3 protein-coding genes are annotated in these 16,358 nt (G+C 56.7%); all 3 read left to right on the top strand.

The window, feature by feature from the left end:
• Positions 1 to 194: 194 nt before the first annotated feature.
• The 3 genes from JW953_19535 (at position 195) to JW953_19525 (ending at position 16,206) form a co-directional block, all read left to right on the top strand.
• On the top strand, positions 195 to 1,466 hold the full coding sequence (locus JW953_19535; protein ID MBN1994898.1) for a glycosyltransferase family 4 protein: 1,272 nt from the start codon (positions 195 to 197) through the stop codon (positions 1,464 to 1,466).
• Positions 1,467 to 1,701: 235 nt separating this feature from the next.
• Positions 1,702 to 3,282: a peptidase S8 gene (locus tag JW953_19530; GenBank protein MBN1994897.1), complete on the top strand. Its 1,581-nt coding sequence runs from the start codon at positions 1,702 to 1,704 to the stop codon at positions 3,280 to 3,282.
• Positions 3,283 to 3,576: 294 nt separating this feature from the next.
• Positions 3,577 to 16,206 (top strand): DUF11 domain-containing protein, encoded by a 12,630-nt coding sequence (locus JW953_19525; GenBank protein ID MBN1994896.1) that lies wholly within the window; start codon positions 3,577 to 3,579, stop codon positions 16,204 to 16,206.
• Positions 16,207 to 16,358 lie beyond the last annotated feature (152 nt).

Below are 16,358 nucleotides of genomic sequence, written 5' to 3'. Positions count from 1 at the left end.
TTCTTTGAAAAAGAGTTTTCCTTGAGATAAATAGGCTAATCTCAGGCTCATTATTCATCCACCTTTACTTACGGTTTCAGTTAGAGTTTGCGCCTGGTTTGAAGTTTTGCCGCGCCAACCCATTATAACACATTATCGGCTTCTTGCCATTCCTTTTTACCAGGAGTAAAATCCAATCCCGGAGACCACTGACTTTGCCCAAACAAAATTTCCCCGCCAAAAGCCTCAATATCCTCATGCTATCGCCCACCATGTTTTTTGCCGATTATGGGGCGCACGTGCGTATTTTGGAAGAAACGCGGATTTTGCAAAAGTTGGGCCACCGGGTCACCATTCTGGCTTATCCCAACGGCCGGGATATTGAGGGCATAAAGGTGCGGCGGTGTTGGGGCGTCCCTTTTAATTACCGGGTGATTGTTGGTTCCTCGCGTCACAAAATCTACCTGGATGTTTTGTTGGCGGTGATGGCGCTGTGGTACGTGCTGCGCTACAAGCCCGATATTATCCACGCTCATCTACACGAAGGGGGCTTGATTGGCTGGGTTTTAAGCAGGCTGACCGGCGCACCGCTGGTTTTTGATTTCCAGGGTAGTCTTACGGCCGAGATGATTGACCACAATTTTTTATCGGCCAAAAGTATCTGGTATAACCCCATGCGTTGGCTGGAAACCCGCATTGACCACGCCGCCGACGTTATTTTGACCAGTTCGGCCCACGCGGCCAAAGTATTGATTGAACAATTTCACGCCCCCGCCGATAAAGTTATTTCTACGCCGGATTGCGTGGATACTGACACGTTTTGCCCTGACAGATTTTTGGCAGAAGAAAAGCAGCAGCTCAAACATGTTTTGGCCGTTCCCGATAAGAAAAAACTCATTGTTTACCTGGGCGTGCTAACCCCCTACCAGGGCATTGATAAACTCCTCCAGGCCCTGGTGTGGCTAAAGGAAACGCGCCATGATTTTCACCTGCTGCTGATGGGCTATCCGGGCGTGGGGCGCTACCAGGCCATGGCCAAAGAATTGGGAGTATCTGCCCACGTTACCTTTACCGGCAAAATTCCCTACCAGGAAGCCTGCCGTCACCTGGTTTTGGGCGATGTGGCCGTGGCGCCCAAAATCTCGGCTACCGAGGGCAGCGGCAAAATGCTTAATTACATGGCCCTGGGCTTGCCCACCGTGGCTTTTAACATGCCGGTCAGCCGGGAGTTTTTGGGCGATGGCGGAATCTATGCCGCCGAAATTAGCAGCCAGGCCCTGGCCATGGCCCTTAACCGGGCGCTGAACTTATCCGCAACCGAACGAGCCGGATTAAGCCGTTATTTTCGCCAGCGGGTAGCCCATCATTTTTCTTGGCAGCGCAACGGCGAACAAATAGAAGCGGTTTATCAGGCTCTCCTGGCCGGCGACCCTCTCCCCGTAGCCGCCGGCAGGCCGCTGCCCCCCAGATTGTCAGAAAATCTCTAAGGCCCACAAAAGGTTCTACCCCAAAAACCTTAAAATTCTCCCTCTATCGCCTGCGTAGCGCATCTTTTTAGAGGAGCCGTAGACTTATAAATTAGGAGAACGCCGCTCAAATGAGTGGAGTTGATTGATCTGGCCGATGAGTCATATTGTGAGACCGGGGTCAAATGTGGTACAATTATAGCAGTTTTAGGATGAAATAAGAGGACCGGTCAGGCACGGCCCTCCTGTTGATAAAATGTCACTTATAAAACCGTTATTTGTTGGCTTTACCCTCTTAACTGTTCTTTTTCTAACAGTTGCGCCTGGCTTGGCGCAGGATCCTTCCTTTCAGCCGTCTCCGCCAACTCCTTCAGCTATCTTTGCCCCCGGCGAAGTTGTGGTCAAGTTCCAACCTCACGTTGGGATGCGCGGCGCTCAGAACTCCATGCAGGCCACGGGCTTGAATACCTTGCAAGTTTTGCCCAACAGCGGCATGTTGCGCGTTCAGGTTCCGCCCGGCCAGGAAGCCGAGGCCATTGCCGAGTTAATGGCTCGCGGCGATGTGGAATTTGCTACTTACAATTACTACGTTGAAGCCCTGGGCGACCCTAACGATACATACTATTCCACCCAATGGGCGCTGCCCAAAATTGACGCGCCGGAAGCGTGGGACATTTACACAGGCGCCGATAATATTATTGTTGCCATTCTTGATACCGGCGTTGACCTGGACCATCCCGATCTATCGGCAAAAATTGTACCTGGTTATGATTACGTGAATGATGACACTGAGCCTCAAGATGACCATGGACACGGCACCCATGTAGCCGGTATTGCGGCGGCGGCCAGTAACAATAGCCGGGGCGTGGCCGGGGTCAGTTGGGGGGCCAGGATCATGCCGGTCAAAGTGCTCAATTCAGGCGGCGGGGGTTATACGGCTGATGTGGCGGAGGGCATTTATTTTGCTGTGGATAGTGGGGCCAGGGTCATTAATATGAGCCTGGGCGCAAAATATTCCAAATGGCCCTGCGCCTGGACCGATATTGAAACGGCTTTCAACTATGCGGTGAGCCATGACGTGTTGGTAGTGGTTTCTGCCGGCAATGATGGTCAAAATGGTGTTAACTGCCCCGGCGCTTACGATCAGGTAATGGCCGTTGGGGCCACCTCCTCCGGCGATACCCGTTCTTACTACTCCAATTATGGCCCCCGGCTGGATATTGCCGCGCCGGGTGATAGTATTTACAGCACAATTTTGAACGACACATATACCTATAAAAGCGGTACTTCAATGGCCGCGCCCCACGTGGCCGGCCTGGCAGCGCTGGTTTGGTCACTTGCGCCTTCGTTGGACTCTAACCAGGTGAGGAACATCATTCAAAACAATGCCACTGATTTGTTGCCGGCCGGCTGGGACCAGCAATTTGGTTATGGCCGCATCAATGCCCGCCGGTCTATGGAAGCCCTCATTTTGCAAACCCCGGCCCAAATGGTTTGGTTTATTGACCCCGACGGCCCAACTTCAAAGAGTATTTCTGTTACCACGTTTAACCCGGGTATCATTACCTGGACAACCACAATCTCACCCGCCGTTTCGTGGCTAAACGTTTCCCCGCCTGCTTCCGGCGCTATCTCGGCGGCGTCATCGCCGGGTCAGATTATGCTCCTGGCCAATACCTCTACCATTACTTTTGCCGATACGCCGTTTACGGCCACGGTGCTGGTGTCCGGTACCACCGCTTCAGGAATAGAACTTGGCCCCAGAACCACCGAAGTTCAACTCTACTACTTCCCCAAAGTCTTCGAGTACCGTTTGCCCCTTATCTTCAAACAATAGCCTGACCTATTGGAAATGTTGAAGGGGTTATTTGAAATATCAAGGCCAGGGGCAAGCCGGGTTTTGCGCCAGGCCTGAACAAAAAATCTCAATAAATTCCTCTTTAGTAGGGATGTTGTACAGGGGGACGGGATTCCCATTGTTGAGCAGATAGAGATGTGTTAAACTAATTTTGAGAAACTTGTACCTTAACAACTTCAGCTTGATTACCAGGGCAGTGCTGTAGACTTGTAGCCACCGGCGTGGCTGGCCCGCTATATAGTGCTTATGGCCACCCTTTTAGGAGGATGGGATATGAGGGTAGTGCAACCATCCATTAAACTGGCAAAACTTACGGTTACGGTTGTTTTGGGCCTGACCACGGTTTGCGCTTTTTTGCTTTTGTTGGCCGGATTGGCCTCGCCGATTTTGGCCGCCCCTTTACCTATCACGGTTAGCGGCCCGATTAGCTCAGATACAGTTTGGACCCCGGCCGGCAACCCCTATACTATTACCGGCATAGTGCAGGTGCAGGCGGTTCTGACCATTCAGCCGGGCGTGGTCGTGTCGTTTGCCAATGGGGCGCAGTTGGTGGTCGAATCAAGCGGCCGGTTGCATGCCGAGGGATCGGCCGCGCAGCCAATCCGGTTCACGGCCCAAAATCCCGGTGTTTGCGCCTGGGAGGGCCTTGATCTCAAAAGTAACAACAATGTCCTGCGTTATGCCTGGCTTGAATATGCCAAACAAGCTGTTAAGTTCGAGTTTAGCTCAAATCTCAACACCATTGAATTTAATACGTTCCAACATAACGGCGGCTGTTTTGCCGACCCCACCAGTGGCGCCATCATCGGCGCCACCGACCGCACCATTATCAGCCAGAATGTTTTCACCGATAATCAAACGGCCATTTACCTCAGCCGGTCCAGCGTTAATAGAATTGAAGAGAATGTTATTTCCGGCACCACTCAAAATGGCGTTTTTTTTGGCCCCACCCTGGGCACGCCGTCCCAAGATAATCTTATTTTGAGCAATACTATTCGTTATGCCGGGGGGTATGGCATTTACATGGCCACCGGCAATGTGAACTGGATTCAAACCAACCAGATCTATAACAATACGGCCGGTGGAATTCGGTTTGAAGACCAAACCCTTTTTGGTTATATTCGTTATAACGATATTTATAATAACGCCGGCCCCGGCCTGTCCTTAACCGTGATCACCGCCACCTCCTCGGCTCTTCAGCCTGACCTTTTTGTGGTTGAAAATGTACTCGTGCGCAACCAGGGCGGCGGCATTCTGTGGGGACCCAACAATTCTGTCAGCGGCACGTATCGTTTTCTGGGCAACGTTATCTGCCAAAATACGCCGTATTCCTTCCGCAACACCGATACCTTTTCCATCTCGGTCACTCCCGATTGGTGGGGCGCCAACTCACCCACCTTTGGACCGATAGGTTCCGGCGCCGACATTCAGGGTTCGGTCAACATTGACCCCCGCCTCATTTTTACAGCTACCCCGGTTATCACCTGGCTTCCGGCGGATGGCGTTTCCACCACCGTGGTTACGGTTTCTTTGCAAGGTGGAGGCGCTACGGTGCCGGCCCGCACCCGCGTAGTTAGCCTGACCACCAGCCTGGGCACCCTGTCGGCCAACCAGGTAACGCTGGATGCTAATGGGCTGGCTGCCGTTACCCTCCAGGCCGCAACCACGGTTGGCACCGCCCTTATCACCGCCACCGAATTTTGCGGCTATCCTGTCACTACCACGGTTGCCTTTTTGCCTACAGATTTGGCGGTCAGCAAATCCACGGCTCTCACCGAAGTTGTGCCCGGCCAAACCATTACCTATACAGTTGAATATAGCAATAACACCATGGTGCCCGCCGCCAACGTGGCGCTGACCGATACTCTGCCGGCCAATGTTACCTGGCTAACGGATACAGCCGAAGCGTTAGGCTTCACCCGCCTTGTCAATGGGCAGAACGTTGTCTGGTCGCGCGCCTCGTTGGGGGGAAACGCCGTTGGGTCCATTACCCTGGTAGGCCGGTTGCCTCAAACAGCCATAGCTGGTTGTGGCCAAACTTTGACCAATAGCGTGATTATCACCACTACTACCCTGGAGAGCGATTCCACCAACAACAGCGCCACCGACGGCGGCGGGATTCAGGTGATTTGCGCCAATGTGGGCCTGGCCAAATCGTCAACTTTAACCCAGGTTCTGCCGGGGCAAACCGTCACCTATACCATTGCCTATAGCAATAGCGGCGACGCCCCGGCCCAGAACGTTGTCATTACCGATACCCTGCCGGGCAACGTTAGCTGGTTGGCTGATGACGCGCTGGCCCAGGGTTTCAGCCGGCCCCAAACAACTCCCACCGTGGTCTGGACACGCCCCTCGCTGGCGGCCAACACCAATGGCGCCATCACCCTGGTTGGCCAAACCAACCCGGCCATTGGCTGTGGCGTAACGCTTAATAACCGGGTGGTCATCACCAGCGCCACGCCCGATGAAAATGTCGGCAACCGGCAGGCCGGCCACAATGGGATTACTACAGTCTGCGCCGATGTGACCCTGAACAAAACAGGGCCGGGCGGCAATGTGGTGGCCGGTTCTACCATCACCTATACCCTTGATTACACCAACGCCGGCACAGCTCCGGCAGCCAACGTGACCATCACCGACGTTCACCCCCTTACCGGCGGTATTGACCTGCTCTTGAGCGGCGTTACCCTTAACCCCGGCCAAAACGGCAGCCTGGCTTACCCGGTGTGGATTGACCCGGTCGTCTGCGGGACCAACCCTACGGTTTCCATTACCAACACGGGCTACATTCGAACCATTACGCCGGAGAGCAATTTTGGAAATAATGCTTCCTCAGTTGCCAGGGTGGTGGAATGTGCGTCGGATTTGGTGATCACCAAAACTCGCATCAGCAGCGCGGCCAGCTTGGGCCAGGTGATTACCTTTACCATTGAGTATGCCAACACCGGCGTTTTCACCGCGCCCGGCGCTGTGATTACCGATTTGTTGTCTGCCGATGTTAATTACGTTACCGATACCTTTGCTACCGGCCCGCCGATAACAACCACCGGCACCGTTGCCTGGAATTTGGGCGACCTGGCCCCGGGTGCTAGCGGCTCATTTGACGTGGGCCTCAGATACGATCCCGGCTCATGCTTTGGCACAACCAGTTTTACCAACACGGTCCAAATTGGCGCCCCCTGGCCCGACGCCAACCCCGGCAACAATGTTGACACTGAGGGATCGGGCAGCATTTCTTGTAGCCCCGACCTGGTGGTCACCAAAAACGACGGCGTGGGCGGGCCGCCGCCGCAGCGGCCGGAAGTGCTGGCCGGCGACTTGATCACCTATACTATTACTTACGTGAACGTGGGCGGCGAACCGGCGCATAGTGTAGTATTAACCGAAACACTGCCGGCCCACACCATTTTTGTGGGACCGCCCGGCTGGCATCAGGTAGGGGCCAGCTCGCTTTATACCTACAATTTAAATACAGTGGGGGCCTCTATCGGCGGCTCGCGGAGTTTTGTGGTGCGGGTCATCCCCACGTTGCCGGGTGATGTCAGTGTGGTTTACAACGAAGTCAGGATTGGCGGCGCTGAAACCGACGCCTATCCCGCCGACAACGTTTCTTACGAAAATACCCCGGTGCGGGCCGTAACCGACCTGGCCATAGAAAAAACCGGCCTCACCCCGCTGGCTTTCCCCGGCGATCCGGTTTCGTATGCTATTACCGTTACCAACCAGGGCAGCATCACCGCCACCAATGTTCTCATCACCGACACCCTTCCCGCCAGCGCCACCTATCAAAGCAACACGGTCATTAGCGCGCCGGTCAGCACTACCACCAATACGGTAATTTGGGATGTGGAGCAAATTGACCCCGGCCAGACTCTTAACTTCAGTCTGACCCTGCAAACCGATAGCGATTCCGGCATCTGCGCCCAAACATATCTGCTGAATACTATCGAGGTCCGGGGGGATACGATGGAACTCGATTATGCCAACAATACCGCCGCCACCACCCCGGCCAACTCCCCCGTCATCGCCTGTCGGGACCTGGTTATCACCAAAACTATCCAGAATGTAGCCCCCAGTTACGGCAAGGTGTCTACCTTTACGGTAACTTATCGCAACGCCGGTCTGGAACCAATGGCCAACGTGGTTATCACCGATTTCCTGGACGGCAACGTGGAGTACGTCAGCGGCGCCATGACCACCACCGGCCTGGTCACCTGGAACCTGGGCGTGCTGCCCTCCGGCGCGTCCGGCTCCTTTGAGGTGGGCATACGCCCGCTCACGTGTTTGACCGGCAGCGTGTCGTTTACCAATGCCGTTGGCATTGGCTCCACCACCGTGGAGCCGTATCTGATCAACAATTATAGCCAGGCCGGGCCGGTCTCCATTCCGTGCGGCCAGGTTGACTTGGTGGTGGTCAAAAATGATAACGTGGGCGGGCCATCTCTGCCTTTTGTGTACGCGGGCGATTTGATCACCTACACCATCAGTTACGTCAACGCTGGCGACGCTACCGCTACCGGCGTGGTCATCACCGAGACGTTGCCCGATTATACCGATTTTGTGGGGCCGGCCGGATCAAACGGTTGGTTCCAGGTGGGCAGCGCCCGCCAATATCGCTATTATCCGGGCGTTACTTCCGGCACGCTCACGGCCAAAGAAGGCGATAAACTGCAATTTGTGGTGCGAGTCACTTCCACCCTGCCCGGCAGCATTACCCTGCTTGAAAATCGCCTTGAAATTGGCGGCAACCAGCCGGATGCCGAACCTGCCGACAACGAGTCCATTGAATGGACCCCCGTGCGGGCCGTGCCCGACCTGCGGGTGGAGAAAGTGGCCCTGACGCCCGTGGCGCGTCCCGGCCAGCAGCTTACTTACCTGATTACCGTCACCAATCAGGGCCTGGGTTCGGCCAATAACGTGGTCTTAACGGATACCTTGCCTGCCGGAACAATCTACGTTACCGACACCTTGCCTTTCCCGCATAACGGTAGCGGCAGCGGCCCTATCTCCTGGAATATCGGCGCGCTGTCGCCCATTACCGGGTCGCGCAACTTTAGCCTGACCCTGCTGGCCGGGCCAAGCGTCTGCCTGGGCAACTCGGCGATCAACACCCTTGAGGCCGGCGCAAACGAGCCGGACGCCAACCCGGCTAACAATACCACCACGGCCATCTCAGCCGTAGGCTGCCGCGATGTGGCTATTGAAAAGTCGGCCGGCCTGCCGCAGATCAACCCGGATCGGGATATAGCCTTTACCCTGGTTTATCGCAATCTGGGCGCGGTTACGGCCACCAATACCATTATTACCGATGCCCTGCCCCTGGACATCAGTTTTGGGCAAAGCGCCCCCGTTTATTCCAGCGCCGCCGGCAACGTTTATCAATGGAACGTGGGCGACCTGCCCCCCAATATGACCGGCGCCATAGTTATCACCGGCCACGTGGCCGCCGCCGCAACCTGCGACTCTATTTTAACCAATACCGCCGCCGTTACCGCCGGTTTTGTCTCCGGGGCCGACCAATATCCCGGCAACAATCAGGCCGCCGCCGCCGTCACGGTCAGATGCATCCCCGATCTGGTGGTTGCCAAAAACGACCGGATGGGCGGCCCCGGCGAACCGCCTTTTGTCCAGCCCGGCGAGGTTTTTACCTACAGCATCCTTTATAACAACATTGGCCGGGGCACGGCCCACAACGTGGTGCTCACCGAAACCCTGCCGGCTTATACCGCTTTTAGGGGGCCGGCGGGCGCGTCCGGCTGGTTCCAGGTGGGCGCTAGCCGCGAATACACCTACAGCCTGGGCGATGTCGCCTCCGGCTCCGGTTTTCAGGTTGAGTTTGCCGTGCAGGTGACCAACACCCTGCCGCCGGGGATGATCGGCAACTTTATTACCAACACCGTTTGCCTGGGCAGCCCGGATGAAGAAATCACTCTAACCAACAACTGCTCTTTTGAGCAATCCCTGGTCACCTCTAACTTGCCGCGTTTGAACATAGCCAAAGCGGCCAGCCCCGCCGCCGGCGCTACGGTTGAGCCGGGCCAACCCATCACCTACACAGTGGTGGTATTCAACGATGGCCAGGCTGAGGCCCAAAACGTTGCCATCACCGACACCCTGCCTACAGCCGTTACTTTTGTGACCGCCACCTTGAGCAGCGGCCAGCCCATCAGCGGGCCGAATCCCCTCTCTGTCAGCGGGTTGACCCTGCCGGTCAACAGCGCGGTGACGATGACGATAGTGGTCAATGTCAACAACGTGGTTAGCGGCGCCATCTTTACCAATACCGCCGAAACCGTTTCTATCAGTTCAACGCTGCAAACTTCTGGCCCCGTCACCCACGTGGTGGCTACTTTGCCCCTGGCCATCAGCAAGCAGGCCAACCCCGCTGGCGGCAGTATGGTCAATCCGGGCGATCTTATTACCTACACCGTCCGAGTCACCAATACCAGCGCCGTAGCCCAGGCCACCCACGTGTTCATCAGCGACGGTTTGCCCCTGAGCACCACCCTGGTCGGCAGCGCCACTGGCCAGGGTAGCATTACCGGCACCAATCCTGTGGTGGTGGATGTAGGTTCGTTGGGGCCGGGAGCCGGGGTTGTGTTTACGGCTACCATGCAGGTCAACGGCGCCGCTATCTCCGGTACCGTGCTGACCAATTATGCCACGGTGTGGAGCGCGCAAACCAGCCCCACCCCCACCAATGTGGTCACGCATTTGGTGGCGTCATCGCTGTTGAGTGCCGTCAAAACGGCCAGCCCGGTTGGCGGCAGCGTGGTGCAGCCAGGCTCGCTCATCACCTACACCATCCGCGTTACCAATACCGGCCTTGCTCCCCTTACCGGCCTGGTCATCACCGACTTTGTGCCCATTAGCGCCACCTTTGTCAGCAGCGCCACCGGCCAGGGCAGTATCGGCGGGCCGGACCCGTTGGTGGCGGCGCTGGGCACGCTAAATAACGGGCAATCGGCCGGCTTTACATTCACCGTGCGGGTTGACGGCGCGGTCGGCTCCGGGACCGTTATTACCAACCTGGCCCGGATTGACAGCGATCAGACCGCGCCCATCAGCACGAATATCGTGGCCCATCCGGTCCTCTTGACCCCCAGCCTGGTGATCAGCAAAACAGCACTACCGGTCGGCGGCAGCGCCGTTCAAGCGGGTCAAGCCATCACTTATACCGTGGTAGTGCTGAACAACGGCGCGGCCACAGCCAACAATGTGCTGATCACCGATACCTTGCCCTTGACCGAGGTCAGCTTTGTGACCGCCACCCTCAGTAACGGCGGCCCCATCAATGGCCCAAATCCGCTGTCGGTCGGCGCGCTCACTTTGCCCGTGAATAGCGCCATCACTATGACCGTAATGGTGACGGTCAATAACGTGGTCACCGGCACCATTTTCACCAACACCGCCGAGACAATGGCCGACACCCTACCCGTGCAATCATCGTTGCCGGTGACACACATTGTTACGCCTACCATTCCCTCGCCCGACCTGGCGGTGAGTAAAACGGCGCTGGCGACGATAGCCACTGTGGGCGATCAGGTCATTTACGCCATCACCGTCACCAACCATGGCAATCTCACCGCCACCAATGTTATTATTACCGACACCCTGCCGACAGGCACTTATTACGTAACCAATACCATCATTGGCCTGCCGGTTATCACCAACACCAATCCCCTCACCTGGAACATCGGCCCGGTGGCCCCGGCGCAAACGGTGGCCTTTACCCTGACCCTGGACACCGACTCCTTTGCCTGCCTGGTTCATCCGTTGACCAACAGAGTGGAAGCTTTTGGTCTTGAGCCGGAGAGTAACACCGCCAACAATGCCGCCGTGGTTAACCTGCCTGATCTCATTTGTGACGACGTGGCGATCAGCAAGTTGGTCAATACAGGCTTGACTTCGCCAAACCAGGATGTCGTTTTTACCTTGACCTATACCAATAATAATATCTTAACGGCCACAAACGTGGTAGTCACCGACACCCTGCCCGCCGACATTGTCTTTGTATCCAGCACGCCGCCGCCTTCCGGCTCGGTTGGCAGCGCCTACCGTTGGCCTATCGGCAGCCTGCCGGGCGCGACCGCCGGGACTATTGTTATCACCGGGCACGTGTCCGCCGCCGGCTGTAACTCTGTGCTCACCAATACCGCCGAAATCACTACCGCCTCAACCGACGCAAACCTGCTCAACAATATCGCCGCCGCCACGGTTCAGGTTGTTTGCGGCGTTGACCTGGCGGTTTACAAAAATGATGGCGTCGGCGGCCCGGCCGAACCGCCGTTTGTGCAGCCGGGTGATGTGATCACCTACAGCCTGCCTTATCTCAACCTGGGCACGGGCGATGCGATCAATGCGGTGTTGACCGAAACCCTGCCCGATCATACCAGCTTTGTTGGCCCCAGCAGTCCCAGCGGTTGGTTCCAGGTGGGGGCAACGCGCGATTATACCTACAGCCTGGGCGCGGTAACGGCCGGCTCCGGTGACGTTATTACCTTTGCGGTGCGGGTGGACGCCATCCCGTCGGGAAGCTATATCACCAATGCGGTTTGCATTAGCAGCGCCGACAACGATGTAGTGCCCAGCAATAACTGCTCCTTTGAGCAAACTCTGGTAACTACCAACACGCCGCGCCTGAACGTGTCCAAGAGCGCCGTTCCACCCGGCGGCTCTGCCGTTGCGCCGGGGCAGACAATTACTTATACCATCGTTGTGCTTAATAATGGCGCGGCCCCGGCCACCAACGTGCTTATCACCGACACCCTGCCCCTGACCGAGGTCAGTTTCATTACCGCCACGTTGAGTAGTGGGGATCCTCTCAGCGGCCCGAATCCATTGGCGGCCACCGTACCCACCTTAACGGTCAACAGCGCGGTGACGATGACGGTGGTGGTGACGGTCAACAACGTGGTGACAGGCACCATCTTTACCAATACCGCCCAAGCTGTGGCCGACACCTTGCCGGTGCAAATGTCAATGCCGGTCACGCACGTGATGCCCGGCCTGGTTTTGACCACCAATCTGGCTATCACCAAAACAGCCCTGGCTACCGTGGCTACCGCTGGCGACCAGGTGACTTACGCGATCACGGTAAACAATCAGAGCGCCTTGACCGCCACCAACGTAATTATCACCGATACCCTGCCGTTTGCCACAAATTATGTAACCGACACAAGCGGCGTATCGCCGACCCTTAATCTGAATGAAGTTACCTGGAATATGGGCCAGCTCAATCCGGGCCAAACCGTCACCTTTACCTTAACGGCGGATACCGATGCCTGGACCTGTTTATTCCGCCCCTTGATCAATCGTATCGAAGCATTTGCAGCGGAAACCGACACCTATCCCGGCAACAACGTTTACACCACTACCCTGCCCACTCTTATCTGTGATGACGTGGGAATCAGCAAAGCCGTTAATATGCCGGTGACAACGCCGGACCGGGACGTCGTTTTTACTCTGAACTATACCAATACCGGCGTTTTCACCGCCACCAATGTGGTCATAACGGATACGCTGCCCTTGAGCGTTAGTTTTATATCCAGCACGCCGCCGGCCTTTGGCCCCTTTGGCCGAGCCTATCAATGGTCCGTTGGCGATATACCGGCCGGGCTGACCGGCGCCATTGTGATTACGGCCCACATAAATGCCGCCGTGCCCTGTAGTTCAACGTTAACCAATACGGCCGCCATCACCACCACCTCCCCGGATGAATATTCACCCAACAATGGCGCTGCCGCCCAGATGCAGGTGCTTTGCGGCATAGATTTGTCTATCCTCAAGAATGATGGTGTGGGTGGTCCCACTGAACCGCCTTATGTACAGCCCGGCGAAGTTATCACCTATAGCCTCAGCTACAACAACCTGGGTACCGGCCCGGCCACCGGCGTAGTGGTTACGGAAACCCTGCCCGATCATACCAGCTTTGTTGGTCCCGGCGGCCCCAGCGGTTGGTTCCAGGTTGGCGCAACCCGCGATTATACCTACAGCGTGGGCACGGTAATGGCCGGTTCCGGTGACGTTATCACCTTTGCCGTGCGGGTTGATACCATCCCGCCGGGAGGTTTCATCACCAACACCGTCTGCGTTGGCAGCGTTGAGAATGACGTTATTCCCGGCAACAATTGCTCCTTTGAGCAAACATTGGTGACCACCAACACCCCGCGCCTGAATGTGTCCAAAAGCGCGGTTCCGCCCAGCGGTTCAGCCGTGGCGCCGGGCCAGGCGATTACCTATACCGTAGTTGTGCTCAACAATGGCGCGGCCCCGGCCAACAACGTGGTTATCACCGACACCCTGCCCTTGACCGAGGTCAGTTTCATCACCGCCACGTTGAGCAGTGGTGATCCTCTCAGCGGCCCGAATCCATTGGCGGCCACCGTACCCACCTTAACGGTCAACAGCGCGGTGACCATGACCGTAGTGGTGACGGTCAACAACGTGGTCACGGGCACCATCTTCACCAACACCGCCCAGGCTGTGGCTAACACCCTGCCGGTGCAGATGTCAATGCCGGTCACGCACGTGGTTACCAGCACCATTCCGGTAGTGCCCACGCCTACCCTGGTCATCACCAAAACAGCCGCGCCACCCGGCGGCAGCCAGGTTGAGCCGGGCGACCCCATTACTTATACCATTACTGTTCTCAACAACGGTTCCGGCCCGGCAAATAACGTGGTTATTTCTGATCTGCTAGATGCCAACGTAAACTTGGTGACCAGTAACACTGTCACCGGTACGCTTAGTGGGCCAAACCCGGTGCAGGTCAATATCCCCACCTTGAACGTGGGCCAGGTGGTAACGGTGACCTTGGGCGTAACGGTGACCGGCAACGTGAGTGGCACGCTCATTTCCAACCAGGCCGGCGTCACCAGCACCCAGATGCCACTGCCACAGGTCAGTGGCGTGGTGACGCACGTAATTAGCAGTTCCATTGTGGTTACGCCCACCTTTGGTTTGTTTAAGAGCGCCGACCCGCCCAGCGGCACGCCCGTAAACCCAGGCGACACGATCACCTATACCATTGTGGTTTCCAATAGCGGCGACCCGGCTACGAATGTGGTTCTGGCCGATGTTATCCCGGCTGGTACGGCTTACGTAACCAACAGTATTACGGCCACCCTGGGCAGCGTCAGCTTCAATGGTTTCCAGACGATAGTCAACGTGCCCAATTTCTCCTCCGGGGCCAGCCTGACGGCGACTTTCCGGGTGACGGTAACCACCAATTTCACCACCACCCTTACCAACCAGGCTCTCCTGGACAGTGACCAGACGCCAATAACTACCAGCAACGTGGTTACCCATCCCGTGCGCGGAACATCGTTGATCCACGTTTACCTGCCGATTATTTTCTTGAACTATTCCGGCCCATGGGCCAATTTGAGTTGGATTGCGCAAGACCAGGACCGGGTGCGGGAGGTGGACGGCAGCGACCCGCTGGCCTTTACACCGGACAGTCAAAATGATGGCGCGTTCTCGCTAACGGTCAATACGGGTTCCGCAGGCACTAAAACTGTGTCCAGGGTGCAGTTGGTCAGCAGCCAGCCCGGCGCTGAGTGGGATACCGTGGTCAACACCATTCCGGTGTTGGGCATTTTTAATGGCGGCACGCGCCTGAACAATAATGACGGCACCATTGACCAAACGATCACCGGACAGGTGGTGGTGACCCTGTACGCCTCGGATGATGGCGGCAGTCGCTTCCCGCCCGATACTTTCAACTATACGGTCATTGTCACCTTTACGGATGGGACGTCGGTAATGGCGGCGGCCCGGATCCCGGCCTTGCCGCCGTTGCCGCCAGCGCCTGGTTGTGATCCGGTCGCCGACATTATGGTGGGCAATACGCCGCGCGGCGTGGCCGTGGATGAAACACACAACCGGGTGTACGTAGCCAATTACGGCAGTAATAGCGTGTCGGTGATTGACAGCGGCAGCAATACCGTGCTGCAAACCATCGCCCCCATTACGGCGGCCAATGGCCTGGCCTACGACCCCACCAACAACATCATCTGGGTGACCAGCTACAGCACCGACCGGGTGACGCCCATCCAGGCCGACGCCAACGCGAGCAATTTCACGGTGTTGTCGCCTGTGTCTGTGGGCGATGGGCCGTGGGGCGTGGCGGTGGACTATACGCCGGGACGCAACTACGTCTATGTGGTCAATAATTTAGGAAATTCGGTGACGGTAATCAATGCTGGCACGCAAGAAATTATCGGGGTAGTGAGTGGGAGTTTCAGCCAGCCCTTCCATGTTGCGGTTAACCCGGCTACGGGCAAAGCGTATGTGCCTAACTTTGGCAACCATACCGTCACCGTGCTAAATGGGACAGCCGTCAGCAGGATCATTAGTCTCACCGATGGCGACCCCAGCACCCAGCCCTATGGCGTGGCCGTAGACGAAATGAGAGAGATAATTTATGTGGCTACGGTTGACAGCCACCGGGTGGTGGCGATTGGGCCTAAAGGTGGTCAACCTGACCAATTGTTGGGCTGGGGCGCGTTCCATCGCGGTTACTTTAACCCGCCGCCGCCGCACCGGCCGGTGCCCATGCGGGCCATTGCCGTTAACCCCAGCATTGGCTCCATCCCGCCCAACATGGACGACGGCGGCCACGTGTGGACCACCACCGCCACCGGCGACGGCAGCGAGGCCGACCAGTCCCTGCTCATTCCTAAAGGCTTTGTCAGCGATTTCCACTCGCCAATTGGGTGCAACGTTCACCTTAACCCGACAGAAGGGATTGCCATCAACCGCAGCCTTGACCGGGCCTACGTCAGCAGCGGCACTAACCCAGGTTATCTGACGGTGTTCAACGATCCGGCTGCGCCGCCCCTGGTGCCGTTTGAAGTGGGCGACGATGGATTTAGTTTTGAAATATTCAAGGTTGAGTAGATTGGCGGTTAGGGCGCAGCCTTAACTTACTTAAAAATCGTTGGTGTGCCATATCTTCCGGCAACTGAGCCGGACTTTAAAATAGGCCCGGTGGTGGGTCTATGTTTTGTGGTTTAAGTGGATTCGTTTCTAGGGTTGCCAGGTTATAAAAG

The sequence above is a fragment of the Anaerolineae bacterium genome (genome assembly GCA_016931895.1).
Taxonomy (GTDB): domain Bacteria; phylum Chloroflexota; class Anaerolineae; order 4572-78; family J111; genus JAFGNV01.
Note: the sequence above shows the minus strand (reverse complement) of the source record. Positions and strands in the feature narration are given on the sequence as shown.

Bases quoted from the DNA above. Each gene is read 5' to 3' on its own strand.
- JW953_19530 (MBN1994897.1), top strand. From the start codon at position 1,702: ATGTCACTTATAAAACCGTTATTTGTTGGCTTTACCCTCTTAACTGTT.
- JW953_19525 (MBN1994896.1), top strand. From the start codon at position 3,577: ATGAGGGTAGTGCAACCATCCATTAAACTGGCAAAACTTACGGTTACG.